The sequence below is a fragment of the Mesorhizobium sp. B2-4-15 genome (assembly GCF_006658505.1).
GTDB lineage: Bacteria > Pseudomonadota > Alphaproteobacteria > Rhizobiales > Rhizobiaceae > Mesorhizobium.
On sequence record NZ_VFUZ01000001.1, the window covers coordinates 60,675 to 86,285 of the forward strand.

The 25,611-nt window shown below is 63.0% G+C and carries 29 protein-coding genes and 1 other RNA gene; 12 read left to right on the forward strand and 18 right to left on the reverse strand.

Features of this window, described 5'->3' with window-relative positions:
* Positions 1-132: 132 nt before the first annotated feature.
* From FJ930_RS00320 to FJ930_RS00330, 3 genes are all read right to left on the reverse strand, one after another.
* Positions 133-1,323 (reverse strand): VWA domain-containing protein, encoded by a 1,191-nt coding sequence (locus FJ930_RS00320; RefSeq protein WP_141833594.1) that lies wholly within the window; start codon positions 1,321-1,323, stop codon positions 133-135.
* Positions 1,324-1,330: 7 nt separating this feature from the next.
* Positions 1,331-1,777, reverse strand: coding sequence for a GNAT family N-acetyltransferase (locus FJ930_RS00325; protein ID WP_141833597.1), 447 nt, complete (start codon positions 1,775-1,777; stop codon positions 1,331-1,333).
* A 93-nt stretch (positions 1,778-1,870) separates the two neighbouring features.
* Positions 1,871-2,710 (reverse strand): MoxR family ATPase, encoded by an 840-nt coding sequence (locus tag FJ930_RS00330; protein WP_141833600.1) that lies wholly within the window; start codon positions 2,708-2,710, stop codon positions 1,871-1,873.
* Positions 2,711-2,855: 145 nt separating this feature from the next.
* Here FJ930_RS00330 and ssrS point away from each other — a divergent pair.
* The 4 genes from ssrS to FJ930_RS00350 all read left to right on the forward strand — a co-directional run bounded on the left by ssrS (position 2,856) and on the right by FJ930_RS00350 (position 5,419).
* Positions 2,856-3,011: non-coding RNA, 6S RNA (ssrS, locus tag FJ930_RS00335), on the forward strand.
* A 95-nt stretch (positions 3,012-3,106) separates the two neighbouring features.
* A complete protein-coding gene (locus FJ930_RS00340) occupies positions 3,107-3,694 on the forward strand; it encodes a 5-formyltetrahydrofolate cyclo-ligase (RefSeq protein WP_141833603.1) in 588 nt (195 codons plus the stop codon).
* Positions 3,695-3,757: 63 nt separating this feature from the next.
* Entirely contained in the window at positions 3,758-4,582 is an 825-nt protein-coding gene (locus FJ930_RS00345; RefSeq protein WP_140777919.1) for a YmdB family metallophosphoesterase, read from the forward strand.
* Positions 4,583-4,651: 69 nt separating this feature from the next.
* The gene (locus FJ930_RS00350; protein ID WP_141833606.1) at positions 4,652-5,419 is read left to right on the forward strand and encodes a TerC family protein; all 768 of its coding nucleotides are present in this window, start codon (positions 4,652-4,654) and stop codon (positions 5,417-5,419) included.
* 24 nt (positions 5,420-5,443) lie between these two features.
* On the opposite strand, the gene FJ930_RS00355 is transcribed toward FJ930_RS00350, so the two are convergent.
* The 3 genes from FJ930_RS00355 to FJ930_RS00365 form a co-directional block, all read right to left on the reverse strand.
* Positions 5,444-5,911, reverse strand: coding sequence for an SRPBCC family protein (locus FJ930_RS00355; protein WP_141833608.1), 468 nt, complete (start codon positions 5,909-5,911; stop codon positions 5,444-5,446).
* Positions 5,912-6,036: 125 nt separating this feature from the next.
* Entirely contained in the window at positions 6,037-6,429 is a 393-nt protein-coding gene (locus FJ930_RS00360; RefSeq protein WP_141833611.1) for a VOC family protein, read from the reverse strand.
* Positions 6,430-6,457: 28 nt separating this feature from the next.
* Entirely contained in the window at positions 6,458-6,940 is a 483-nt protein-coding gene (locus FJ930_RS00365; RefSeq protein WP_141833614.1) for an SRPBCC domain-containing protein, read from the reverse strand.
* 51 nt (positions 6,941-6,991) lie between these two features.
* On the opposite strand from FJ930_RS00365, the gene FJ930_RS00370 reads away from it, so the two are divergent.
* The 3 genes from FJ930_RS00370 (at position 6,992) to FJ930_RS00380 (ending at position 8,643) form a co-directional block, all read left to right on the forward strand.
* Entirely contained in the window at positions 6,992-7,315 is a 324-nt protein-coding gene (locus FJ930_RS00370) for a helix-turn-helix domain-containing protein (protein WP_141833617.1), read from the forward strand.
* 235 nt (positions 7,316-7,550) lie between these two features.
* Complete coding sequence (locus tag FJ930_RS00375; RefSeq protein WP_140745893.1) at positions 7,551-8,300, forward strand: YebC/PmpR family DNA-binding transcriptional regulator; 750 nt, start codon at positions 7,551-7,553, stop codon at positions 8,298-8,300.
* Positions 8,301-8,331: 31 nt separating this feature from the next.
* On the forward strand, positions 8,332-8,643 hold the full coding sequence (locus FJ930_RS00380) for a SelT/SelW/SelH family protein (RefSeq protein ID WP_140745891.1): 312 nt from the start codon (positions 8,332-8,334) through the stop codon (positions 8,641-8,643).
* Between the two features lie 60 nt (positions 8,644-8,703).
* Here the strand turns inward: FJ930_RS00380 and FJ930_RS00385 are convergent, their stop codons facing one another.
* Positions 8,704-9,183, reverse strand: a complete 480-nt coding sequence (locus tag FJ930_RS00385; protein WP_181763241.1) for a DUF1772 domain-containing protein — start codon at positions 9,181-9,183, stop codon at positions 8,704-8,706.
* Between the two features lie 228 nt (positions 9,184-9,411).
* Here FJ930_RS00385 and FJ930_RS00390 point away from each other — a divergent pair, with 228 nt between their 5' ends.
* Complete coding sequence (locus tag FJ930_RS00390; protein WP_141833620.1) at positions 9,412-10,041, forward strand: TetR/AcrR family transcriptional regulator; 630 nt, start codon at positions 9,412-9,414, stop codon at positions 10,039-10,041.
* A gap of 152 nt (positions 10,042-10,193) precedes the next feature.
* On the opposite strand, the gene rpmE is transcribed toward FJ930_RS00390, so the two are convergent.
* A complete protein-coding gene (rpmE, locus tag FJ930_RS00395) occupies positions 10,194-10,415 on the reverse strand; it encodes a 50S ribosomal protein L31 (protein ID WP_140608344.1) in 222 nt (73 codons plus the stop codon).
* Between the two features lie 207 nt (positions 10,416-10,622).
* Here rpmE and FJ930_RS00400 point away from each other — a divergent pair, with 207 nt between their 5' ends.
* Positions 10,623-12,422, forward strand: coding sequence for an ABC transporter transmembrane domain-containing protein (locus FJ930_RS00400; RefSeq protein ID WP_141833623.1), 1,800 nt, complete (start codon positions 10,623-10,625; stop codon positions 12,420-12,422).
* Between the two features lie 17 nt (positions 12,423-12,439).
* On the opposite strand, the gene FJ930_RS00405 is transcribed toward FJ930_RS00400, so the two are convergent.
* Together FJ930_RS00405 and FJ930_RS00410 are read right to left on the reverse strand one after the other, a co-directional pair.
* A complete protein-coding gene (locus FJ930_RS00405; RefSeq protein WP_181763242.1) occupies positions 12,440-14,344 on the reverse strand; it encodes a DUF3857 domain-containing protein in 1,905 nt (634 codons plus the stop codon).
* Between the two features lie 246 nt (positions 14,345-14,590).
* A complete protein-coding gene (locus tag FJ930_RS00410; protein ID WP_141833629.1) occupies positions 14,591-16,075 on the reverse strand; it encodes a carboxypeptidase M32 in 1,485 nt (494 codons plus the stop codon).
* Between the two features lie 141 nt (positions 16,076-16,216).
* Between FJ930_RS00410 and FJ930_RS00415 the strand changes: the two genes are divergently transcribed.
* A complete protein-coding gene (locus FJ930_RS00415; RefSeq protein ID WP_141833632.1) occupies positions 16,217-16,570 on the forward strand; it encodes a DUF1304 domain-containing protein in 354 nt (117 codons plus the stop codon).
* A gap of 82 nt (positions 16,571-16,652) precedes the next feature.
* On the opposite strand, the gene FJ930_RS00420 is transcribed toward FJ930_RS00415, so the two are convergent.
* The 8 genes from FJ930_RS00420 to FJ930_RS00455 form a co-directional block, all read right to left on the reverse strand.
* Positions 16,653-17,078 carry a hypothetical protein gene (locus FJ930_RS00420; protein WP_141833635.1) on the reverse strand — a complete coding sequence of 142 codons (426 nt, stop codon included), beginning with the start codon at positions 17,076-17,078 and terminating at the stop codon, positions 16,653-16,655.
* A gap of 249 nt (positions 17,079-17,327) precedes the next feature.
* The gene (locus tag FJ930_RS00425; RefSeq protein WP_141833638.1) at positions 17,328-18,359 is read right to left on the reverse strand and encodes a peptidoglycan -binding protein; all 1,032 of its coding nucleotides are present in this window, start codon (positions 18,357-18,359) and stop codon (positions 17,328-17,330) included.
* A gap of 1 nt (position 18,360) precedes the next feature.
* Positions 18,361-19,386 carry a MotA/TolQ/ExbB proton channel family protein gene (locus tag FJ930_RS00430; RefSeq protein ID WP_140745877.1) on the reverse strand — a complete coding sequence of 342 codons (1,026 nt, stop codon included), beginning with the start codon at positions 19,384-19,386 and terminating at the stop codon, positions 18,361-18,363.
* A gap of 139 nt (positions 19,387-19,525) precedes the next feature.
* Entirely contained in the window at positions 19,526-20,212 is a 687-nt protein-coding gene (locus tag FJ930_RS00435) for a hemolysin III family protein (protein ID WP_140745875.1), read from the reverse strand.
* 82 nt (positions 20,213-20,294) lie between these two features.
* Complete coding sequence (locus tag FJ930_RS00440) at positions 20,295-21,095, reverse strand: inositol monophosphatase family protein (protein ID WP_140608328.1); 801 nt, start codon at positions 21,093-21,095, stop codon at positions 20,295-20,297.
* An 86-nt stretch (positions 21,096-21,181) separates the two neighbouring features.
* The gene (gene efp, locus FJ930_RS00445; protein WP_019861758.1) at positions 21,182-21,748 is read right to left on the reverse strand and encodes an elongation factor P; all 567 of its coding nucleotides are present in this window, start codon (positions 21,746-21,748) and stop codon (positions 21,182-21,184) included.
* A gap of 152 nt (positions 21,749-21,900) precedes the next feature.
* Positions 21,901-22,941 (reverse strand): tetratricopeptide repeat protein, encoded by a 1,041-nt coding sequence (locus FJ930_RS00450; protein ID WP_141833641.1) that lies wholly within the window; start codon positions 22,939-22,941, stop codon positions 21,901-21,903.
* A 1-nt stretch (position 22,942) separates the two neighbouring features.
* Positions 22,943-23,590, reverse strand: a complete 648-nt coding sequence (locus FJ930_RS00455; RefSeq protein WP_141833644.1) for a thiamine phosphate synthase — start codon at positions 23,588-23,590, stop codon at positions 22,943-22,945.
* 399 nt (positions 23,591-23,989) lie between these two features.
* Here FJ930_RS00455 and FJ930_RS00465 point away from each other — a divergent pair, with 399 nt between their 5' ends.
* Both FJ930_RS00465 and FJ930_RS00470 read left to right on the forward strand, forming a co-directional pair.
* Positions 23,990-24,718 carry a class I SAM-dependent methyltransferase gene (locus FJ930_RS00465; protein WP_141833647.1) on the forward strand — a complete coding sequence of 243 codons (729 nt, stop codon included), beginning with the start codon at positions 23,990-23,992 and terminating at the stop codon, positions 24,716-24,718.
* Positions 24,719-24,837: 119 nt separating this feature from the next.
* Entirely contained in the window at positions 24,838-25,608 is a 771-nt protein-coding gene (locus FJ930_RS00470) for a sulfite exporter TauE/SafE family protein (RefSeq protein WP_141833650.1), read from the forward strand.
* Positions 25,609-25,611 lie beyond the last annotated feature (3 nt).

Consider the following 25,611-nt stretch of genomic DNA (forward strand, 5'->3'; position numbering starts at 1 on the left):
TGAGGCCGGCCTGCAAATGGCGGCGTCCTCCGCTTCCGGTGCTCACGTACCTCAAGTACGTTCCGCTCCGGTTCTCGAACGACACCATTTTCGACTCGGCCTGACCTGAATCTCAGCCGCTCAGCCGGCAGATCAATGTTTCCTCGAAAGCTGCTTCGTCGCGGCCTCAAGCCCGGCCAGCGTCAGCGGGAACATGCGACCGCCGAAGATATCGCGGATCATGGCGATGGAATGGGTGTAGCCCCAGTTCTTTTCGGTCTCCGGATTGAGCCAAACCGCGTTCGGCCATTGCCGCAAGAGGCGACCGAGCCAAACGGCGCCGGCCTCCGGATTCCAGTGCTCCACCGAACCGCCGGGGTGCGCGATCTCGTATGGGCTCATCGAGGCATCGCCGACGACGATCACCTTGTAGTCCGGCCCATATTTATGGATCAGGTCGAAGGTCGGGATCGTCTCGGCATGGCGACGTCGGTTGTCCTTCCACACGCCCTCGTAGAGGCAATTGTGGAAGTAGAAATATTCGAGCTGGCGGAATTCGGCACGCGCGGCCGAAAACAGCTCTTCGACGCTCTTGATATGATCATCCATCGAGCCGCCGACATCGAAGAACATCAGCAGCTTCACGGCGTTGCGGCGCTCGGGCCGCGTCTTCACATCGAGGTAGCCGTGCTCGGCGGTGGCATGGATGGTGCCGGGCAGGTCGAATTCTTCCTCTGCACCCTCGCGCACCCAGCGGCGCAGCCGCTTCAAGGCGATCTTGATGTTGCGGGTGCCAAGCTCGACCGCATCGTCGAAATTGCGGAACTCGCGCTTGTCCCAAACCTTGACCGCGCGGCGGTTGCGGCTTTCGTGCTGGCCGATGCGCACGCCTTCGGGATTGTAGCCATAGGCGCCGAACGGTGAGGTGCCGCCGGTGCCGATCCATTTCGAGCCGCCCTGATGACGCCCCTTCTGTTCCTCGAGCCGCTGTTTCAGCGTCTCCATCAGCCTGTCGAAACCGCCAAGTGCTGCGACCAGTTTTTTCTCTTCCTCGGTCAGGTGCTTTTCGGCGAGCTGGCGCAGCCATTCCTCGGGAATATTGGCGACGTCTACGGCATCCGGTCCGCCCAGTGCCTCGATACCCCTAAAGACATGGGCGAAGACCTGATCGAAGCGGTCGATGTGGCGCTCATCCTTCACCAGGGTGGCGCGGGCGAGGTAGTAAAAACCCTCGACATCGTAGTCGACCACCCCGGCTTCCAACCCCTCCAGCAGCGACAGATATTCCCGCAGTGAAACGGGAACGCGCGCTGCCTTCAGTTCGAGGAAGAAGGGGATGAACATTGGTTATCTATAGCAGATCATACTCGATGAAACCGGTGCGGCGCGCGACATGGTTGTAGAGCTTGCGCGCTGTTGTGTTGGTCTCGTGCGTCATCCAGTAGACGTTCTTGACGCCGATCTTGCCGGCCTCCTGCTTCACGGCTTCGATCAGGGCCGCACCTATGCCCTTGCCGCGCACATCCGGGTCGGCGAACAGATCCTGCAGATAGCAGTTGTTTTTCTCCGACCAGCCGGAGCGGTGGTAGAGATAGTGGGTGAGGCCGACGGCTTTGCCGTCGAGCGTGGCGATAAAACCCTTCGGCTCGAATTCGCCTTCCGTGAACAGCCGTTTCCAGGTGACGGCGTAGACTTCTTCCGGCAGCTTCGTCTCATAGAAGGTGAGATAGTCGGTCCACAGGCGACGCCAGTCGGCGTGGTCGGATTGCGCGAGCGGCCGGACGATGATTTCGGACATTTCTGGTTCCCTTCGATGCTTCGGTCCGAAGCTGCGTCAATGGCCGGTCGCCGGCAACGGTCCACAGCGTGGGAAAGCGCTGTTGCTGGCAGCCTAGCCCTGCCGTCTCGCCATGAAGGCAAGGCGCTCGAACAGATGCACGTCCTGCTCGTTCTTGAGCAGCGCGCCGTGCAGTTTCGGCAGGGCATTCTTCGGGTCGGCGCGCAGATCCTCGGGCGCGATGTCGTCGGCGACCAGAAGCCGGATCCAGTCCAGCGCCTCGGAGGTCGACGGCTTCTTCTTCAGGCCGGGCACGTCGCGGATTTCATAGAACTGGGTGAGTGCTGCCCGCACCAGGTTCTGCTTGATGCCGGGATAGTGGACATCAACGATTCTGTGCAGCGTTTCGATGTCGGGAAAGCGGATGTAGTGGAAGAAGCAGCGGCGCAGAAAAGCGTCCGGCAGTTCCTTCTCGTTGTTGGAGGTGATGATGACAATGGGGCGGACAGCGGCGCGGATGGTCTCGCCGGTCTCGTAGACGAAGAACTCCATCCGATCGAGTTCCTGCAGCAGGTCGTTGGGAAACTCGATGTCGGCCTTGTCGATCTCGTCGATCAGAAGCACGACCTTCTTGCCGGCGGCAAAAGCCTCCCAAAGCTTGCCGCGCTTGATGTAGTTCTTGATGTCGTTGAACCTGCTATCGCCGAGCTGGCTGTCGCGCAAGCGTGAGACCGCGTCATATTCGTAGAGGCCTTGCTGCGCCCTGGTGGTCGATTTGATGTGCCATTCGATGAGCTCCAGCCCAAGGGCCGCCGCAACCTGGCGGGCGAGCTCCGTCTTGCCGGTGCCGGGCTCGCCCTTGACCAGCAATGGTCGCTCCAGCGCGATCGCCGCGTTCACCGCCACCATCAGGTCCTTATCGGCGACATAGGCCGCCGTGCCTTCGAAACGCATTTTTGCTCCTTGCTTCGTTCCGGGCGACCGTAAGGAGGCGGCCCGGTTGGCGCAAGGGCGGCAGGTGATGGCGAGGCCGTGACAACCGCAGGGAAAGAATGCCAATTCCCTGGCGCTCAGGGTGTCATCGGCCTATATTGTCGGGGACGGTCTGCGCTTCCCGGCAGGAGACACTTTTCCCCGGGGCCTTAACGATCCTTAGGGAGCTGTCCCTGGGAAGACCCGTGGGTTTTCTCACACGGCGCCCACCTACTTTGTAGGCACCCGGGATCGACCTCTCCACCGGTTGTGTGGATCGTCACTTGTTGCCTTTATCCATGCATTTGGGTGGCTGATGCGGTAGGAAACGTCGTTCCCAAACCTCCACCAAGACCTGACACTTTCTATCGTCTTCGCATGACATCCTCAAAAGACCTGAAAAAACAGCTGCGCAAGGAAGCACTTGGACGCCGCGATGCGCTCGACGAGTTCTGGCGGGTGGAAGTCGCGCTCGAAATGGCCGAGACCGCGCGCGATCACCTCGCCTTGGAGCCCGGCCAGATTGTTTCCGGCTTCTGGCCGATGCGTTCGGAGGTTGACGTGCGGCCGCTGATGTTCGCCATGCGCGAGAAGGGCGCGAGGCTTTGCCTGCCTGCCATTCTCGACAAGACCACCATCGTCTTTCGCGAACTGGTGCGTGGCGCGCCGATGGTCGAGATGGGCTTTGGCACGGTCGGCCCGCACGAAGAGGCCGAGGTGCTCGACCCCTCGGTAATGCTGGTGCCGCTCGCCGCTTTCGACAAGCGTGGCCATCGCATCGGCTACGGCGCCGGCTATTATGACCGTGCCATCGCCAGGCTGGTCGACAAGGGAAAGCCGCCGCGGCTGATTGGAATCGCCTTCGATTGCCAGGAGGTCGCTCTGGTGCCGGACGAAGACCATGATGTCGTCATCCCGGAAATACTCACCGAGAGCGGGTTGCGCCGCTTCGCGCCGGAATTGTAGATAGTTCTTTGGAACGCATGATCTTTGCCGAAAAGTCATGCAACTTTTCGGGATCAAGCGCAGATGAGACTTCTCTTTCTCGGCGACATGGTCGGCAAGACGGGCCGCACAGCGGTGTGGGAACAGTTGCCCGGCCTGATCTCCGACTTCAAGCTCGATTTCGTCATCGTCAATGGCGAGAACGCCGCCGGCGGTTTCGGCATCACCGAAGAGATCTTTCGCGAGACGATCGCGGCCGGCGCCGATGTCGTGACTACCGGCAACCATGTCTGGGACCAGCGCGACGCGCTCGCCTTCGCGCCGCGTGAAGAGCGCTTCCTGCGGCCGTCCAATTTTCCCAAAGGCACACCCGGACGCGGCTCCGGCGTTTACATCGCCAGAGGCGGCGCGCGCGTGCTGGTCGCCAACATCATGGGCCGGGTGTTCATGCATCCCGAACTCGACGATCCGTTCCAGGCTGGCGAGCGCGAGCTTGCCGCCTGTCCGCTCGGCGAACAGGCCGATGCGGTGGTCATCGACTTCCATGCCGAGGCGACCTCGGAAAAGATGTGCTTCGCCCATTTCGTCGATGGCCGCGCCAGCCTCGTCGTCGGCACCCACACGCACCAGCCGACCGGAGATCACCAGATCCTGAACGGCGGCACGGGCTACATCTCCGATGCCGGCATGTGCGGCGACTACGATTCCTCGCTCGGTATGGACAAGGAGGAGCCGCTCAACCGATTCCTGTCGAAAGTGCCGAAAGGGCGCTTCGAGGCAGCGACCGGCCCGGCGACATTGTGTGGTGTCGGCGTCGATATTTCCGACCGCACGGGTTTGACCGAGCGGATCGCGCCGTTTCGTCGCGGGCCGCGGCTCGAAGAAACGGCTCCGTCCTTCTGGTCGTGACATTGATATGCTGGAGTATAGTACCTAACTGGCCACGAAACTGCTCTAGATCGTAGGGGAACGACCTCCATGCAGCTCGTTGAATTCCTGGCGCCGCATTTTCAATTCGTTTCTGATCCAACCGCCTGGGTCGCGTTATTGACGCTCGTGGTGCTTGAGATTGTGCTCGGCATCGACAATCTGATTTTCATCTCGATCCTGACCAACAAGCTGCCCGAGGGCCAGAGGGCCCGTGCCCGCCGGCTCGGCATCTCGGCGGCGCTGATCATGCGGCTGGTGCTGCTCGCAACCATCTCGATCATCGTCCAACTGACGACGCCGGTGTTCACGGCGTTCGGCCATGGTTTCTCCTGGCGAGACCTGATCCTGATCGCCGGCGGCCTGTTCCTGGTGTGGAAGGCGACCAAGGAAATCCATCACACCGTCGATCCCGACGATCACCAGGACGCGATGCTGGGCGAGACGCTCAAGATCTCGCTGACCGGCGCGATCTTCCAGATCCTGCTGCTCGACCTCGTCTTCTCCATCGATTCCATCATCACCGCCGTCGGCATGACCGACGAGATCGTCATCATGTACATCGCCGTGATCGCCGCCGTCACCGTGATGATGCTGGCCGCCGGGCCGCTGGCGGACTTCATCGCCAGGAATCCGACCATCGTCATGCTGGCGCTGGGCTTCCTCTTGATGATCGGCATGACGCTGATCGCCGACGGCATGGGCTATCATGTGCCAAAGGGCTACATTTACGCGGCGATGGGTTTTTCGGCCCTGGTCGAAGGGCTCAACATGCTGGCGCGGCGGCGAAAGAAGTCGAAGTCCGGCGGCGGACACTGAGGCTTGCGGCCGGAGGGTAGCTGGTTAGCCCGTCGGAACGCCTCTTGGATGACGGTCGCCGATCAGGTCGAGCGTCAAGCCTTGCTCCAGCCATGCCTTGGCGCCGGCGAGCACGAGTGCGAAGCCGTCGGTCGAGCCGACGGCTGCTTTCACCTGCTCGTCGCCATTACCGGCGAAGCCGAAATTGCGCACTTCGAGGAAGGTCGTCTCGTCGGGCATTTCGGTGAAGGTCCAGACCACCGTGGTCGGCGGATCGCTCCAGATCATGACGATTTTCTTGTCGGTGACGATCTCGCTGACATTCACCGTCGTCGAGACGCCATACATGCGCCATTCCCACTGAACCGGCTTGCCGCCGTCGAGACGCCCGCTGCCATGGGTGAACCAGAATTTGGTGGTGATGGCCGGATCGACGATGGCTTCGAACACGTCTGAGACCGGCCGCCGGATCAGCATGCCGGCTTCAGCTGTCGGTGCTTCACGGATTTCCATCTCTTTCTCCCTTTTACGAGCAGAGTTCACCATGCGTCGGATTCCCGCACCATGTGAATGATGTTGGCCGGATTGGTGATCCAGCCGCCAAGGAAACCCTCACCCTTCGTCGAGCTGGAGTTCCGTCATGGCACGTTGATCTGCCAGGAGACGCCGAACCGGTCGTTCAGCCAGGCGAAGCGGCGGCTGAACCCGTAATTGTCTGGCGGCATCAGGAACCCGCCTTCCTTGGCCAGGGTTTCGACGATGCGCTCCAGTTCCGCCTCGGAGGACCAGTCGACATGGAACGAGACCGATGGCGTGAAGGTGAAAGCGTGGTGAACCGGGCTGTTGTAGATCGTCACCTCAAGGCCGCTAATGGAAACGAGCGCCAGTTTGAGCTTTCCTTCCGGGCCGTCTTCACCGGTACCGTAACGTGTGACGTCGAGGATCCTGCTGTCGGGGATGGTCTCGCAATAAAGGGTCATTGCCTCTTCGGCCTTGCCCTCGAACATCAGGAATGGCGTGACTTTCGGCATCGCGGGTCTCCCTCTTTCCTGTCGTTGCTCAAATATTGGCCTCGTTGGCGGGTTCGCCCTTCATCTCGCTGCGGTAATAGCCGTCGCGCAGGTTGATGCCGTATTCGACATAGGCCTTCATGCAGGCCAGCATCTGCGACCAGCCCTCGCAATTGAGGTAGGATTTCTTCAGGCCGACCGCGCCCTCCTGCCAGCCACTCTCGGCGATGGTGACGAAAGTGCCGCCATCGTCCAGCGGCTCGAATTTCATCTCGACGCGGGTCTTGTAGGCCGGCTTCCCGTCCGCATCCGTGGCGTCCCAACGCAGGACGATGCGGCTGTCCTTGGCCACCTCGTCGACCTCGACCGGCACCTTCCCCCACCAGACGACGCCGACACCGGCTTCCAACGGCGCGCTGGCGCCGCCGATGGTGGTGAAATAGCCGCTCAGCTTCTTCGGATTGACGACAGCGTCGAAAACTTCAGCGACCGGCCTGCCGATGCGGCCGGAAACCTTGAACCCAAGGGACATATCCACAGCTCCTTCCTTGATCGGCCCGACGATATGTTATAGAAAGATAACATGTCAAGCCGATCGCAAGACGACAATGTTTTCAAGGCGCTGGCGCATCCGCGCCGGCGTGAAATGCTCGATCAGCTGAAGGAGGAACCGAAGACAACCGGCATGCTGTGCGATGCCTTCCCCGACATCGACCGCTGCACCGTCATGCTGCATCTCAAAGTGCTGGAGGAGGCGGACCTGATCGTGGCGCGCCGGGAGGGCCGCGAGCGCTGGAATCATCTCAACGCGCTGCCGATCAAGCAGATTCATGATCGCTGGATCAGCCAGTATGCCGGCCATGCGCTCAGCATCATCGACCGGCTGAAATCGGATATGGAAGGCTGAATGCCCTTGGAAAATCGCCGGGACTGGGGGAATGCCGCGCGTTCACAGTCCAGCCGCACGGCGCGGCTGGACGAATTGAGCCGATTTATCTATAAGCCGGCCATTCCGAGAAAGAGCGCCGTACGTCCTCCGGACGCATCAGGGACGTTCTGAAATTTTGAATTCGAGCATTTTGCAAAAGGCGAGGTGACGCATCTCGCGGCAGGATGCTCTAGCCGAATACGACAGGGGTGCCATGGCTGGCCATTCACAGTTCAAGAACATCATGCACCGCAAGGGCCGTCAGGACGCGGTGCGGTCGAAAATGTTTTCCAAGCTGGCGCGCGAAATCACCGTCGCCGCGAAGACCGGTACGCCCGATCCTTCGATGAACCCGCGCCTGCGCCTTGCCGTCCAGAACGCCAAGGCTGTGTCGATGCCGAAGGACAACATCCAGCGCGCCATCAACAAGGCGTCGATGGGCGATGCCGAAAACTACGAAGCCGTGCGCTATGAAGGTTATGGTCCCGGCGGCGTGGCGCTGATCGTCGAGGCGCTGACCGACAACCGCAACCGTTCGGCCTCTAATGTCCGTGCGGCCTTCACCAAGGCTGGTGGGGCGCTTGGCGAAACCGGTTCGGTGTCATTCATGTGGAACCGGGTCGGCGAGATCTATTATCCGGCCTCCGTCGGCAGTGCCGACAAGGTCATGGAGGCGGCAATCGAGGCCGGCGCCGATGATGTCGAATCGGACGAGGAAGGCCACACCATCTATTGCTCCTTCGAAAATCTCGGCGAAGTGTCGAAGGCGCTGGAAGCTTCGCTCGGCGAGGCTGAATCGGTGAAGCCGATCTGGCAGCCGCAGAACAATGTTCCGGTCGACGAGGAGCGCGCCCAGTCGCTTATGAAGCTGGTTGCCACGCTCGAGGACGACGACGACGTGCAAAGCGTGTACGCCAACTTCGAAGTCGACGACGAGACCTTGGCCAAGCTCAGCGCGGCGTGAGCGACCAGGTATGAGCGGAGCTCAACCTGGGATGAGCGAGAGGCCGTTGCCCGCCATCCGCATCACCTATTGCACGCAGTGCCAGTGGCTGCTGCGCGCCGGCTGGATGGCGCAGGAGCTGCTCTCCACCTTCGGTACCGATCTCGGCGAAGTGACGCTGGTGCCCGGCACCGGCGGCATCTTCACCATCTCCTGTAACGAGGTGCTGGTCTGGGACCGCAAGCGCGACGGCGGCTTTCCCGATGCGGCGAAGCTGAAGCAACTGGTGCGCGACGTCATCGACCCCGACCGCGATCTCGGCCATTCCGATCGCAAGGGCCACAAGTCAAAAGACCCCACTTAAGGTGCGTTGATATTCAGGTGATGCCGGCCTGACCTGAATCTCATCATACCTTTTCTGCCCTCACCGCCACGCGAAGATGAAGCAGCCCAACGCCACGATGGCAGTGATGGCGCGGACGTGGTTCCACATCACCCAGTCCCTGAGATAGCCGGTCCATACGGCCGCGCCATTGCTGCTGGCTGGATCGACGGCGGCGAGTGCATCGTTGAGCGGCACGTTGAAGACCATGGTCACGATCGGGTTGCCGACGAGATAGATCAGGGCACCGGCGACAAGCCAGAACGAGCCCGGCTGGCTCCAGCCGACGGTCGCGCCGGCAATGAGCACGAGGCAGACCAGTCCGGTGCCGAAGAGTGCCGTCATGAAAGTCGGTGTGATGACGGTGATGTTGATCGAATTCATTGCGGCAATGCCATCCGCCGCCGGGAGGCGGGCGAGCGCCGGCATGACGAAATTGGAAAAGGAGAAGAACACACCGCCGACGACGCCGGCGCCGATCGCGGCGATGAAGGTGAGGGTGGGAAGAAACTTCGCGATCATGTCAGTTGCTCCAGATTGGGGTGGCGGCGTTTCGATCGGGTATTCTGAAAGAATCCTTCGGTGCCCGGCTAAGCACGCACTGGACGCCATTGGCGAGCTGCGGCCGTCGCACATTCGCGCTTCGGAATATGAATAATCCTCACGTTTGCAAAACGTGATAAACCCTCGTATTTTCCAAGTCAAGCCGTTTTCCCGCAGATTTTGCCGGACGCGTTTGTGGAGGCAGTCATGGAAGGCATACCGGCCAACGAACAGGTCGCTTCACCGCGCCGGGCGCCGACCCAGCAGCGCAGCCGCGAGCGGGTCGAGCGCATGCTGGCGGCCGCCTCGGCGTTGATTGCCGAGCAGGGCAGCGATGCCATGCGCATGGGTGAAGTGGCCGAACGGGCAGGGGTATCGATCGGCTCGCTCTACCAGTTCTTTCCAGACAAGAGGGCGATCGTCTGGGCGCTGGCCGAGCGCTACACCGCCGAAAGCCAGGCCTGCATCTCGGCGACACTCGCCGACGTCAGTGACGCCGAAGGGTTACGACGGGCATTTTCGGAGTTGGTCGATATTTATTATCGGCTGTTCCTGGCCGAGCCTGTGATGCGCGACATCTGGTCGGGCACGCAGGCCGACAAGGCGCTGCGCCGGCTCGAACTCGCCGACAGCCGCGCCAATGCCGCATTCCTCGTCGCGGTGCTGAAGCGGTTGCGTCCCGGCGCCGACCCTGTCTCGCTGGAGACCACGGCGTTCCTCGTCTGGCAGATGGGCGAGGCCGCGATGCGGCTGGCGATCTCCGTCGACCGCGAGGAGGGTGACAGGCTGGTCGCGGTCTACAAACGCATGGCGCTCAGGGAATTGCTGGGCGAATAGACAGTTGAGCTTCCTATCGCGTTAACAGTGGGCAAAACCGCCAGGGACGGCGCTCCTCTCCCCGTACAGTGACGGGGAGAAGGGAGATGGTTCTGCGCAACAAAAAACCCGCCACGAGGGCGGGCTTTTCGAATTCTGCAAGCACAACTGGCTTAGAGGCCGAAACCTTCGAAGCGCTTCTTGAACTTCGACAGACGGCCGCCGCGGTCGAGCAGGGTCTGCTGGCCGCCGGTCCAGGCCGGGTGGGTGGTCGGGTCGATATCGAGGTTCATCGTATCGCCTTCCTTGCCCCAGGTCGAACGGGTCATGTATTCGGTGCCGTCGGTCATGACGACCTTGATGGTGTGGTAGTCGGGATGGATAGCGGTCTTCATGGCTCTGTTCCTGGCTTGCCGGCGCGGCGGACGGGCATAAGCCTGCGTCGATGCGCCCCTTTTTAAAACTCGAAGCCGCAGCTATTGAAGAGCGACGGCTTCTAAAACGGTCGGCGTGCCTATACATCAGCCGAAATTGAATCACAAGGCCGCGGCAAGCGCATATTGAAGCGCGTGGATCATAAGGCGGCTAGAGGAAACACCGGTATGGCGCAAACCAGCAGCGCGGAGGAGCGCAGACGCTCACTCAAGCCGCTCCGGCGCCTGTTCCCCTATATCGGGCACTATCGCACGCTGGTCGTCGGCGCCGTCATCTCGCTGGTCATCGCGGCGGCAACGACATTGACGCTGCCGCTGGCGGTAAGGCGGATGATCGATCACGGTTTCTCCTCGTCCAGCACCACCTTCATCGCTGAATATTTCGCCGCATTGGTGGCGATGGCCGCGGTCCTGGCGGCGGCATCGGCCGGCCGCTACTATTTCGTCATCACGCTCGGCGAGCGCGTCGTTGCCGATATCAGGCGTGATGTCTTTGCCCATGTCACGACGCTGTCGCCGGCCTTCTTCGACACCGCGCAGTCGGGCGAGATCGTGTCGCGGCTCGCGGCCGACACGACACAGGTCAAATCGGCGGTCGGCGCAACCGCGTCGGTCGCGCTGCGCAACGTCATCCTGGGCCTTGGCGCTGTGGGAATGATGGTGGTCACCAGCCCGAAACTATCCGGCCTTGTCATAGCAGCCATTCCCATCATCGTGCTGCCGCTGGTCGCCTTCGGCCGCTCGGTACGGCGCAAGTCGCGGCAGGCGCAGGACACGCTTGCGGACGCTACAGCCTATGCCAGCGAGCAGATCGGCGCGGTGCGTACCCTGCAAGCCTTCACCAACGAAAATCTGGTCACTGGGCGCTTCTCCGGCGCGGTGGAGGCTGCGTTCGATGCGGCGCGCGCCTCGATCTTCGCGCGCTCGTTCCTCACCTTCTTCGCCATTTTCACCATCTTCTCGTCCGTCGTGGCGGTGCTGTGGTTCGGTTCGCGCGACGTGCTCGAAGGCAATCTGTCGCCGGGCACGCTCGGGCAGTTCCTGCTTTATTCGGTGTTCGCCGCCGGCGCGCTCGGCGCGCTGTCGGAGGTCTGGGGCGAACTTGCGCAAGCGGCGGGCGCGGCCGAGCGGCTGACCGAGATCCTGGCCGAGAAGCCGGCGATCCAGGCGCCGGCCGAGCCGAAGCCGCTGCCGGCGGTCGCCAAGGGCGCGATCGTCTTCGACGACGTCTCCTTCTCCTATCCGGCAAGGCCCGACCGCGCCGCCGTCCACGGCTTGAGTTTTTCGGTCAAGCCCGGCGAGAAGGTGGCCATCGTCGGCCCCTCGGGGGCCGGCAAGAGCACGGTGTTCTCGCTGATCCTGCGCTTCTACGATCCTGAAACCGGCAAGATCCTCGTCGACGGCGTCGACGTGCGCGAGGCCGATCCGGTTGCGGTGCGCGGGCGCATCGCCATCGTGCCGCAGGATGTCACCATCTTCGCGGCGAGCGCCCGCGACAATATCGGCTTCGGCCGGCCGGGGGCGAGCGAGGCCGCGATCGAGGCGGCGGCCAAGGACGCGCTTGCCGACGAATTCATCCTCAAGCTCGAGAACGGCTATGACAGCCAGGTCGGCGAGCGCGGCGTGACGCTGTCCGGCGGCCAGCGCCAGCGTGTGGCGATCGCGCGCGCCATCCTGCGCGACGCGCCGATCCTGCTGCTCGACGAAGCCACCTCGGCGCTCGACGCTGAAAGCGAGACGCTGGTGCAGACGGCGCTGGAACGGCTGATGCAGGGCCGCACGACCATCGTGATCGCGCACCGTTTGGCGACAGTGCTGAAGGCCGACAGGATACTTGTCATGGATGGCGGCCGTATCGTCGAGGAAGGCACGCACCAGAGCCTGGTCGCCAAGGGCGGCATCTATGCCCGGTTGGCCAAGCTGCAGTTCGAGACCGGCGCCAGCGCTTTCAGGGGCGCGGCGGAATAAGGAATTTCCGATAACGCTCAGTTCGCCTCGGTTTCGGCGTAGCCGAAATTGTAACTCCAGGATGCGTTGTCGGCCATCTTCCTGCGCGACTTCAGATAAGGGCCGATCTCCTTGGCGGGAACCCGGTCCCCGATCGTCTTGAGAAACCAGTCGACCTGAAACTCCGTCGGCGCGTTCGACCAGCGCGCCTTGAAGGCGATAAAGGGCGTGATCACGTCGTCGGACTTCTCGGGGCCGACAAACTTCGCCTTCAGGTTGTGGACGATACACTGATGGCGCTTGAACACCGGGCTGCCGAGCCAGACTGGGCCGGTCCTGCCGACCATATCCGGCTCCGGCAGATTGCTGATGCCGACATCGGCCTTGAGCGGGAAGTTCTTGATGAGATCATCGGCATCGAGATCGCCAGCGGAAAGCTCGTAGGATTCGACCGTCGTGACGATGTTGCGGTCGCGGTCGTCATTTGTCGACAACGGCGCTAGGCTGGTCATGCCTGGATACTGCCGGTTGTAGTACTGGAGATAGTCGTCGGCGAGCTTGGTGGCCGATTGCGAAACCACCCTGTAGCGCATGCTGTCGGCATCCGCGCCGCTATAGGTCGTGCGCACCGTCAGCTTCAGCGCTTCGCCCTTGAGTTTTGGAAAGTCGAACGCCTCGCTGACGAAGGTGGTCGGCTCGAAAAGCTCCTTGCGCTCCATCTTTTCCATCCGCGCGCCGCCGGCGACAATCGGCAGGGCGAAGCCATAGTCGGGTGGAACGAGATTCTCGGCCCTGCCGCCCTGCAGGTAATTGGTCGCGTCGATCCAGTAGACCTGGCTTTTGATCGTTGCCTTGACGATGACGTGATCGAAGGCACGGATGGTCGGCAGCATCTCGCCAAGTGCCAGCCCGCCGTCGAGATCGGTCAGGGCCGGATCGGCCTGAACGCCGAGGCGGCGCAGGCTGGAGGCGAGAAGCAAGGCCTTGTCCTTGCAATCGCCGAAGCCGCTGGCGATCACCGTGCTCGGGCTGCGGGGAATGTAGGAGCCGCGGCCCATGGACAGGCTCACATAGCGGATGGTGTCCTGGACCAGCCGCATCGCCTCGATCATCCGGTCTTCCGGGTTGGCGTATCTGGCGGCGATGTCGTCAAGCTTCGATGCGAACGCGGCGGGCAATTCCTGATCAAGCCGGTAGTAGGGCAACATCGCGTCGACGATGTCCTGCCATTTGCCTGTCGAAGAGATCTGGATTGTCGGATAGGTCGGAAAATCCGCCGGCAGGTTGTCCTCGGATTTGACCGGCGCAGGATTGATGCTTTCCCAGGTGTAGGACTTCAATGCGCCTTCGGTTTTGACTTCCGGCTGGATGTCGGTGCGGCTCTGGCGGATGTTCAGGGGCTGACTTGCCGGCCACGTCACCTTCTCACGGATGAGCGCGATGGGCTCGCCCCAGGCCACTGCGACCGAGTGGAAAAACAGAGCCGCACCGACGATCGGTGTCCTGACGGTGGTCCTGCCATAGTCGATAATGTCGCCGACGCGAACGTCATCGACATTCACATAGGCCGTGAGCCAGCCGTCGAACAGGCCTTTCTCGGCATCCTTCTCGCGCCGGAACACGTCGAAGGTTGCCCCGGGCAGCCGGTCGATGACCACGCCGTCGCGGATGATGTTCAGCCAGTTCATGGTGACTTGCGACGTCGCCGGATCGAATTCGAAATTTATGGCGGCGCCGCGCTCGAGCCCGGTGCGGTCGACTATTTTGTAGGCATAATGGTCGAACGCTTCGATGCCGTCAGGCCGCTGCCGGATCTGGTATTCCGACACAAGATTGGAGATGCCGTTCTTGATCTGGCTATCGAAACGCGGGTCCGCCTTGGGAAGCTCGATCCGGTCGATCCAGGCACCTGGGGTGCCCTTGTGGATTTCGGTGTCGGCCATGGCCGGCGCGCAGAAAATCGCGAAGGCAATCAAGACGAAAAGCCGTGTGATCGCAGAAGATGTCACCGGAAAGCACCCCAGCCCGCATGATCCGCAAGTCTCGCAAGACACTGTCGGATACCACCAGTGATAGAAAAGTAGAGGCGATCCCGCAAGGCTGTCGCCCGGCGGTGGATGCCTCATTGCATTCCTGTTCGACGGCGGCCGCCGCGGGTCAGCGCGATCGGGATGGCACGACGGCCGATCTTATCCGCCGTAGCGCTGCTTCAGATGATTGACGAAATACACGGCGTTGAGGCTTTCGCCGGTGGCGCGTTCGAGAAGGTCCGGCGTCGACCAGCGCGAGCCCTGTGACCAAATCTTCCCGCGGCGCCAGTCGTTGATGGCCGCGAAATTCCCCTTCGCAAGGTCGTCGTCGGTGGAAGGATGCTCCCGCCTCAGCGCGGCCCATTGCTGCGCCGCCATCATCGCGCCCAGCGTGTAGGAGGGGAAGTAGCCGAAGGCGGCACCCGGCCAATGGACGTCCTGCATCGGCCCATCGGCGGGATTGTCGATGGTGGAGAGGCCGAGATAGTCGCGCATCTTGGCGTCCCAGGCTTCGGGCAGTTCGGCAACCTCCAGCCTCCCCGAGACCAGCTCCTGCTCAAGCTCATAGCGCAGGATGACGTGCAAGGGGTATGTCACCTCGTCGGCGTCGACGCGGATCAGGCCGCGCTCGACGCGATGCACATGTGGCAGGAGATCGTCGAGCGACCAGGCCTCGCCGAGATGCTTTTCCACCACCGGCAGCGCCCAGCGCCAGAAGGCAGGATTGCGACCGATCTGCTTTTCGACGAACAGGCTCTGGCTTTCATGCACGGCCATGCCGCGGGCCTTGCCGAGTGGCCAGTGCGACCATGCCTTCGGCAGGTTCTGTTCGTAGAGCGCATGACCGGTCTCGTGCAGCACGCCCATCAGAGCCGACAGGAAATCCGATGTCTTGTAGCGGGTGGTGATGCGCACGTCGCTCGGCACGCCGCCACAGAAGGGATGGTGCGACACAGACAACGACCCGTGCGTCAGGTCGAAACCGACCGCCGCCATCATGGCAAGGCCGAGTTCGCGCTGCCGGTCGATCGCATAGGTGCCCGAAAGCGGCTTCAGCGGATGCTTGCGCAGCCGCGCTTCCTGTATCGCCAGCGCCTCCGGCACGAATCCTTTGAGGAAGGCTTTCAGGTCGGCGAAGACAGGGGTGATGTCGGCGGTGCGGTTGCCGGGGTCGTATTGCTCCATCAGCGCGTCGTAGGGAGCGAGGCCGAGCACGTCGGAGCGCAGGGCAGCCTCTTCGCGCACCAGGGCCACCACGCCCTCAAGCGCCGGCTGGAAGCCTGCCCAGTCGTTCTTGGCGCGCAGGTCGCGCCACAGCTGCTCGCAGCGCATCCGCGCGGTCGTGAGGCGTTCGACGAATTCGACCGGCAGGCAGGTCAGGTTGGTGTACTGCCGCCGCAATTCGGCGAGAGCCGCGCGCTGTTCGTCGTCGAGCGCCTCGCTTTCGGCCGCGGCGATCCAGTCCGATATTTCCGGCGCGGTCGCCCTGGTGTGGTACATGCCGGCAAGTGCCGCCATCGCCTCGGCACGCTTCTCACCACCGCCGACGGCCATGTGGGTCGCTTCGTCGGCGCCGAGGATCGCCAGCGCGTGCTCCAGCGCTTCGAGCTTGTGGCCGAGATCGTCGAGTTTGTGAAAGGACATGACGGCTTCCGTGGTTGAGGACGGCGCGAAAAGACACCAACGCAAATGCGTTGGCAACCCTCAGATGCCGCCAGGCAGGTGCACCTTGCGAAAGCTATGCCGTGCATGGAATGCTGCCGGCAACGCGGGAAGGGGAAGCATATGATCGGCAACATACTGGTCGGGCTGGTGGCCTTGATCCATGTCTACATCGTTTATCTCGAAATGGTGCTCTGGGACACACCGCGCGGGCATAAGACATTCCGCCTGACGCCGGACTTCGCCAATGCCTCGAAGGTGCTCGCCGCCAATCAGGGCCTCTACAACGGATTTCTCGCCGCCGGTCTGATCTGGGGGCTCTACCTCGGCGCCGCCGGTCTTCAAATCAAGGTTTTCTTTCTGCTGTGCGTGGCCATCGCAGGCCTCTACGGCGCCGCAACGGTCGGCCGAAAGATCCTGTTTATCCAGACCTTGCCGGCGGTGGCCGCCCTGATCGCGGTCTGGCTCGGCCGGTGAGGAAAAAAGACGCCCGCGGGATCGGGGTCCCGAAGGCGCCAGGTGGTCCCTTCCTCTTGGACCTTTGCAGACAGGGAATTCCTCAGCCGTTCGGATAGTTCCCGCCGTCGGCGCCGTCGCCGATCATGAAGCCGCTGCCGGTATCGACCCTCAGCCTCTGGTCGACATTGTCGAGACGGCGCAGCAGGTCATGGTATTGGGCGGCCGGTATCCTGCCATGATCCGATGCGGCTATCCTCTCGGCCGCCTGACCGATGCGGGCGGTGCGCATTTCCAGGCGTTCCGCCACGGCAGGGGTGATGTTGTTGGCGTCCCTGGCGTCCACAATGCCCTGGTGGACACCTTGTACCTGTCCGATAAGGCCTTCGATGCGCGGGCCGGTCATGTCGGTCGGATCGGTCGCGTCGAGAGCGCCCTTGTGATGGCCTGCGGCATAGGCGCTCGCCAGCGGGGCGGCGATGAGAATCGCGGCGAGGGTTGCAATCTTGGGAGATGCTGAAGAGCGCATGACGGCGCCTCCTTTTAAGTGGGAAGGGAGCGGTCTTGCCGCTCCGCGTTACGGACGCGGGCCGTCCGGTTCCGTCGCGTCGCGATGGGAGGCATCGCCGGCGGTTCTCGGCCCTGCACGGCAAGCTAGGAGCGCTCCGGTGCGAAGTGTAATTAAAAAAAGATAATCTTTTCAGCCCTTGCCGCGTTCAATGGGCGCGCTAGAGTTGAGCCGACGAACAAGTTCGCGTGATTTTTACGTGATGAGGAATCACCGTTCGGTGAGCTTCAGTTCAATGCGGCGGTTCTTGTTGCGCGCGTCGTCGGTATTGGCGGGGTCAAGTGGCTGGAATTCACCGAAGCCGGCGGCGACCAGCCGGTTGGCCGGCACGCCATTCTCGATCAGGAATTTCACCACCGAGGTCGAACGCGCTGTCGACAGTTCCCAATTGTCGCGGTAGCGGCCGGTACCCGAGAGCGGCTTGTTGTCGGTATGGCCGTCGACGCGCAGCACCCAATTGATCTCGGGCGGGATTTCCTTCTGCAGTTCGATGATGGCGTCGGCGAGTTTCTTCATCTCGACCTTGCCGGCATCGTTGATCACTTCGGAGCCGGTCGGGAACAGCACCTCCGACTGGAAGACGAAGCGGTCGCCGACGATGCGGATATTTTCGCGGTCGGCGAGGATTTCACGCAGGCGCCCGAAGAAATCGGAGCGGTAGCGGTTCAGTTCCTGAACACGCTGCGCCAGTGCCACGTTCAGGCGGCGGCCGAGATCGGCGATCTTGGTGTTGGAATCGCGGTCGCGGGTCTCGGAGACGTTGAGCGCATCTTCCAGCGCTCCGATCTGCTTGCGGAGCGCGGCGATCTGCTGGTTGAGGATCTCGACCTGGCTCAGCGCCTGCTGACTGATCTGGCGCTGGCTGTCGAGTTCGCCCGACAGGGCGACCGCGCGCTGGTTGGCCGCGTCGCCGGCTCCCGCGCCTTGTGCCAAAAGCTGCTCGAGCCGGCTCTTTTCCGCCTGCGCCGCCGAAAGCGACGCCTGCAGGTTGGCCAGCGAATCCTCCTTGTCCTGCGTCGTCGAGCGCTCCAGCGCCAGGAGCTGCGTCAGTTCGTTGATCTGCGAGTTGAGGCGGTTAAGCACGGCGTCCTTGCCGGAAATCTCGCGGCCGAGCAGGAACTGCGCCAGTACGAAAACGGTAAGCAGGAACATGATCGCCAGAAGCAGCGTCGACAGCGCGTCGACAAAGCCCGGCCAGTAGTCGATGCGGCGGTCCGTACGCCTGCCCCTGGCGAGCGCCATGTCAGTGCACCCCGGGCTTCTTCAGGGCATCGGCGATCTTTTCCAGCGTGTTGCGCATCGCCTTCTGCTCGTCTGACTGGGCCTCGACCCAGTCGCGCATGATCTGCTGCTCGGAGCGCATGTTCTTGACCAGGCCGGAAATGCCGTCGGCAAGATTCGCCATGGCGGTGGCGACGCGTGGGTTGGAGCCGCCGCCATTCTCCTGCAGGCTGCGCAGCCGCTCCGACAACAGACGGATTTCATCGGAAGGTTCGGCCTTGGCAGGATCGGAGACGACGATGTCGGACGACAGATCGGTGACCGAGGACAGCCAGTTCTCAAGCTCGGTGTAGAAGCGGGTCTGGGCGCGGCCCGCCTGCAGGTCCAGGAAGCCGAGCACGAGCGAGCCGGACAGGCCGAACAGCGAGGACGAGAAGGCCGTGCCCATGCCGGCCAGCGGGGCCGACAGCCCCTGCTTGAGGGATTCGAGCACCGCGGCCGCGTCTCCGGTGCCGGGATCGAGCGATTCAATGGTCTCGCGGATCGACCCGATCGTGTTCAACAGGCCCCAGAAGGTGCCGAGCAGGCCGAGGAACACCAGCAGGCCGACCAGGTAGCGCGAGGTGTCGCGGCTTTCGTCGAGGCGCGTTGCGATCGAATCGAGCATGGTGCGCATCGAAGAGGTCGAGAAGGCCATGGTCGCGGAGCGGCCGATCATCGCTTTCATCGGTGCCAGCAGCACCGGTTCGGTCGTCTCCGAGCCGGCACGGAAGGAGTTGACCCAGCGCACCTCGCGAAACAGCCGCCCGACCTGGGCGAAGGCGAGCAGGATACCGACCACCAGCACGCCGATGATCAGGCCGTTGAGCCCGGGATTGGTGACGAAAGCCGTCGAGACCTGCCGCGTCAGGATGGCGACGATGAAGGCTACGATGGCAAGGAAGATGACCATGGTCAGCAGGAAGACCTGCGGACTCGACAGTTTATGCGGATCGTAGATCAGTACGTCGGAGCGCCTGCCCATGCCGAAGGATCTGAGAAAAGCCATCCGTGCCCCGTTTCCGATGCCGCTGCCGCCGATCACGTAGTTGGCGACTCTAAACGGAATTGTGACCAAATTGAATGGCGCTTGGCAATATTGCCTTGGCGCAAGTTTGCAGCTCGGAAACCGAATTCGGTCTCCAGGATCAAAGGCGGTTGATGACCAGACAGTCGACCATGGCCGCCAGATGCAGGCCGGCGCCGGTGACGACGAAGCCATGCCACAACGCGTTGTGGAAGCGTAGCCCCTTCCAGGCGAAGAAAATGACACCGCAGGAATAGACGACGCCGCCGGCGGCGATGAGCACGATCGACGTGGCCGGCAGCGTTTCGACCAGTGGCTTGACCAGGATGATGCCGCTCCAGCCGATGGCGAGATAGAAGCCGATCGCCAGCCGGTCGAAGCGGCCGGGGAAAAACACCTTTATGGCGATGCCTGCCGCAGCCGCGATCCAGACCAGCGCGATCATCCCGCTGGCCAGCGGCGAGCCACCGAGCTGGGCCAGAAAGGGCGTGTAGGTGGCGGCGATCAGAAGATATATCGCGGCGTGATCGAAGCGCCGCAGGACCCATTTGACCGGTGAGGACACCGGCCACAGATTGTAGGTCAGCGACACCGACAGAACGGTGAGCAGCGAAACGACATAGAAGGCGGCGGCGATGTATTCGCCCGGCCCGACCCGAGACGCCGCCAGCGCCAGCAGTGCCGAGCCGGCCGCGATCGCCAGCACAATGCCGACAGCGTGGACAATCCCGTCGGCGATCATCTCCGCGCGCGAATAGTGCCAGCGTCCGATGAACGGAATATCGGGTTGCGGCGGTGTGTTGGTCATCTCATGTCCTGCGTCATCCCGTATCTGGGAAACCGCCGGACAGTATTTCAAGCTTTGTTTGCGGTTTTGCGACTGCGGCGCTTCAACGCGGCGGCAGCGGCTTTTTCACCGTCTTCAGCAGCGCGCGCTGGATGATCTCGTTGCCGGCGACGACCGAACCGTTGTCCAGCATGTCCTGCCCGCCATCCATGTCGGAGACGAAGCCGCCCGCCTCGCGGATCAGCAGCAGGCCGGCGGCGATATCCCAGGCCGACAGGCCGGTTTCCCAGAAGCCGTCCATGCGGCCGGCGGCGACATAGGCGAGATCGAGCGAGGCCGAACCAAGGCGCCTGACACCGGAGACTTCGGCCATGACGTGCCGCAATTCAATCAGGAAATTGCCGTGCTGGCCGCGCCCCAGATGCGGCACGCCGCAGCCGATGACGGCGTCGACCAGCTTGGCGCGGCCGGCGACGCGCAGGCGGCGGTCATTCAGGAAGGCGCCGCCGCCGCGTTCGGTCGTATAGAGCTCGTCCATGGCTGGATTGTAGATGACGCCGGCAACGATCTGGCCCTGGCGTTCCAGCGCGATCGAGACGGCGAAAAGCGGAATGCCGTGCAGGAAATTGGTGGTGCCGTCGAGCGGATCGACGATCCAGCGGTGCTGGCTGTCTTCGCCGGCGACCGTGCCGCGCTCTTCCATCAGGAAGCCATAGCCCGGGCGTGCCTTCGACAATTCGGCGAAAACGATGTCCTCGGCCTTACGGTCGGCCTGGCTGACATAGTCGCCCGGACCCTTCATCGAGACCTGCAGGTTCTGGACTTCGCCGAAGTCGCGCGACAGCGAGCGACCGGCTTTCATTGCGGCCTGGACCATGACGTTGAGTAGGGCTGAGCGTGCCATAGAGTTTCTTCCTGCTGCCGCGCTTTAAACTTTGTCCTGATGCATGTCGGTGACCCAAAACCGGGGCCACTTTTGGGCGACATGCATCAGTCGGCGCGGCGCACGTAAGTGATTTCGTTGGTGTCGACGATGATGCGCTCGCCGGCGCCGATGAAAGGCGGCACCAGCACGCGGATGCCGTTTTCCAGCACCGCCGGCTTATAGGAAGATGCCGCCGTCTGGCCCTTCACCACGGGATCGGCTTCGGTGATGGTCAGCGTTACATAGTCGGGAAGCGAAATGCCGATCGGCCTCTCCTCGTAGAGCTGCACCGTCACCATCATGCCGTCCTGCAGGAACGCGGCGCGGTCGCCGACGAAGTCCTTGTTCAGTTCGAGCTGTTCGTAGCTTTGGGTGTCCATGAACACCAGCGCGTCGTCCTGCTCGTAGAGGAAGGAAAAATCCTTGAGATCAAGCCGGATCTGCTCGACCGTCTCGGCTGAGCGGAAGCGCTCGTTGAGCTTGGTGCCGTTGATGAGGTTCTTCAGCTCGACCTGGTTGTAGGCGCCGCCCTTGCCGGGCTTGACGGTGTTGGTCCTGACCGCCACCCAGAGCCCGCCATCGTGCTCGATGACGTAGCCGGGACGGATTTCGTTGCCATTGATCTTGGCCATGATGGGATGATCCGGGATGCTACCAACGGCCAGACCGTTGGTATGGGATGGGTCGCTGGGAAAAGCGATTTCGGGCTCCCAAGACCACAAAACACCCGAAGAGGCAAGGGAGCGGGCGGGCAGGGAGCCGGCGCCGTGCGCTGCATGGGCCGTCAGGGCAGGCGATTTGCCTTCTGCAGCGCCTGCTTGGTCTGGTCGTCGTCCAAGCCTTGCAGGAAATCGTCCATCTCGGGATCGATGAGGCCGGCGCGGCGGGCGACGATGTACCAGGCGCCGGCCAGCACCAGGTCAGGATCGGTGCCGATGCCTTGCATGTAGAGTTTCGCCAGGCGGTTCTGAGCGGCGACATTGCCGCCCTCTGCCGCCTGCTTGGTCCAGCCAAAGGCGGACTTCAGGTCGCGTGGGCCGCCGCGGCCCTCGATCATCCAGGCGGCGAGATCGATCTGCGCGGTATCGTAGTTCTGCCGCGCGGCCTGCGCCAGCAGGCGCCTTGCCTGGGCGTCGTCGCGCGGCTTGCCGCCGACGCCGTTGGCATAGACCTGGGACATGGCGTATTGGGCATCGGCGAGGCCGGTCGCGGCGGCGCGTTCATAGTAAGAGACCGCCTTGGTCAAGCCAGCATCGCCGGGATCCTGCTGCACCAGCATCTGCGCGAAATTGAACTGCGCCAGCTGGTTGCCGGCTTCGGCGGCCGCCTGCATCAGCGCATAGGCCGCCTTCGTGTCCTTCTTGACGTAGCGGCCGTCGAGCAGCATCAGCGCATATTGGAACTGCGATTCCGGCACGCCCTGCTCGGCGGCGTGCGCATACCATTTCGCGGCTTCGGCCGCGTTGAGCGGGACACCCAGGCCCCGCGACAGGATCTCGGCCACCAGCGTCTGTGCCGCCGGATCGCCGTTCTGTGCCCGCGTCAGCGCCAGATTGTAAGCGGTCTTGTAGAGCCCGCGCTGGAAGGCGCCATAGGCCGCATCCGCGGGCTTCGCCCCGAAACGGTCGGGATTGATGCTGTCGGCCGAGGGCAGCGGCGCGGGCTCCGCCGTGGTGGCGGGCTGCGGCAGCTGCTTTTCGATCGGCTTGTCGGTGTGTGCGCCGGTATCGGGCTTGGGCTGCGGCAAGGGAATCGTTTCGGCGGCGGCGGCCTGGATCATGACCGCCGCAAGCAGGGCCTGAAGGGAAAGCCTTGCCTGGGCCACATCAATCCTCGAAGCGCGGCGCGGTTTCGTCGAGCAGCGCATTGGCTTCGGCGATCGCCGCTTGCGGATCGACGCCTTCGGCGAACACCGCGCTCGACAAAGCGACGAACTCGGCGCCGGTGGCGGCCACGGTTGCGACCGACGCAAGATCGGACCCGGCCATGACGATGCAGGGGATCCGGATCATCTGCGCCCACCACTCACCCAGTGACAGGTTGCGCGGATGCGGCTCCGGCTTGTTGTCGTAGCCGAAGCGGCCGAAGAAGATGTAGTCGGGCCTGGCTTCGCCGAGCTCGAGCGCGTCGTCGCGCGTCTTGGCGCCGCCGGCGCCGACCATCATCTTCGCCTGGAAATGTCCGATCGTCTCGGCGAGTTCGGCCTTGGAGACCTCGACATGGATGCCGTCGGCCTGGACACGGCCGGCGATGCGGGTATCGCCGGCGATGATTACGGCCACGCCCGCGGCCTGTGCCGCCGGCACGATCCGTTCGGCAAGGGCCTGGAAGGAGGCTTCGTCCATGCCATTTTCGGGCAGGATCAGCGAGGCGACGTCACCGCCTTCGAATGCGGCTGCAATGCGCGCGGCCGCCACGCCGGGCGGCGCGATCAGCACGATGCGGCAGCGATTTGGGGGCGTTGCGTCATTCATGGTTCTTCGATCCCGGGTTTCGCCTATGCCGGGCGAAGATGGTTGGATTGCGGCATAGAGCAAACTGCCCGCTTTGAACAGGCGGACAGTCAGGATCGCGATCTTTGGTCCGCCGGGCAGCCGGCATAGCGCCTTACCTGACTGGCCCCGGGATCGAGGTGGACGGTTTCGAAGCTCCACAGGGTCGCGCGGCTGTTCGTGCGCTCGACCGGCGACCTCGACGGCATTCTCGATCGTGTCGCCGACAAGGCCGAGACCAGCACCGCCATCATCAAGGCACGGCCGATCCGGCGGCGCCGCCGCCTAAGGTGGCATCGGCCTCGCGGTCTTGACTCCGCACGGCCATGGTGGAAATGGGCGACAGGTCCACCAGGTGATTGTCTGAAGAACGAGGGAGACATGGCGCAGAATATCTACGATCAGCCGGATTTCTTCGCGGGCTACAGCCAGCTTGGCCGGTCGGTCGAAGGCCTGGACGGCGCCGCCGAGTGGCCGGCGCTGCGCGCGATGCTGCCTGACGTCGGCGGCTTGCGGGTCGTCGACCTCGGCTGCGGCTTCGGCTGGTTCTGCCGCTGGGCGCACGAGCATGGAGCCAAGGAGGTCCTGGGGCTGGACCTGTCGGAAAAGATGCTGGCCCGGGCGAGGGTGGCCGGCCCGGATGTCGGCATCACCTATGCGAGGGCCGACCTCGACCAGCTCAGCCTGCCGCAAGACGGCTTCGATCTGGCCTACAGCTCGCTTGCCCTGCACTATGTCGAGGACGTTGCGCGCCTGTTCAGCACGGTGCATCAGGCCCTGTCGCCCGGCGGCCATTTCGTCTTTTCGACCGAACACCCGATCTTCATGGCCCCGACCAATCCCGGTTGGTCGATCGATGCCGAAGGCCGCAAGACGTGGCCTGTCGACCGGTATCTGGTCGAAGGCCCTCGCAAGACCGACTGGCTGGCCAAGGGCGTCGTGAAACACCATCGTACCATCGGCACCACGCTCAACACGCTGATCCGGGCCGGATTCACGATTGCGCATGTCGAGGAATTCCGTCCGACGGACGCGCAGATCGCGGCAAAGCCGGAGTTGATGGAAGAGCTGGAGCGGCCGATGTTCCTGCTGTTGTCGGCTCGCCGATAGGATAGTCGGAAACATAAGGCACAGGTCCGGCGCGCCGCCACTTGCATTTGCGGTCGCCCGGCTCAAAATTTCCGGCTATTCAGGCGTTGACGCGCTCTCCCTCCAGACCAGTCCCTCCCATGTCAGGCTTGCTTCTCGATCCTTGGTTCTACGCGGCCGCCATTCCGGCGGTCATTCTGGTCGGCCTGTCCAAGGGCGGCTTCGGCGGCGCTGTCGGTTTCGTCGGCGTGCCCTTGATGGCATTGACCATACCGCCGGTGCAGGCGGCAGCGATCCTGCTGCCGATCCTGTGCCTGATGGACATCGTCTCGGTCTGGACATGGTGGGGCGTCTATGACCGCAAGATGCTGGTCGACATGATGCCTGGCGCCGTCATCGGCATCGGCTTCGGCTGGCTGACGGCGGCACTTGTCACCGAGGAGGCGGTGCGGCTCATCGTCGGCGCCGTCGCCATCATCTTCGTGCTGCGCTGGCTTTATTTGCAGCTTCGCCATGGCGCCGACCACGCAGCCGAGCCCAACCGCGCGGCCGCCGCTCTATGGGGGACGGTCGCCGGCTTCACCAGTTTCGTCGCCCATGTCGGCGGCCCGCCCTTCCAGGTCTATGCCTTGCCGATCCGGCTCGACCCCAAGGTCCTGTCGGGCACCGCCGCGATCTTCTTTGCCGCCACCAATGCGCTGAAGCTCATACCCTATTTCGCGCTCGGCCAGTTCGACACCGCCAATCTGACAGCGTCGGCCGTCCTGATGCCGCTGGCGCCGCTGTCGACCATCGCAGGTGCCTGGCTGGTGCGGCGCATGCGGCCGGAGATCTTCTACCCCTTCACCTACGCGACCGTGGCCGTCGTGGCACTGAAGCTTTTGTGGGACGGGATCGCCGGCCTTCTTTGAACA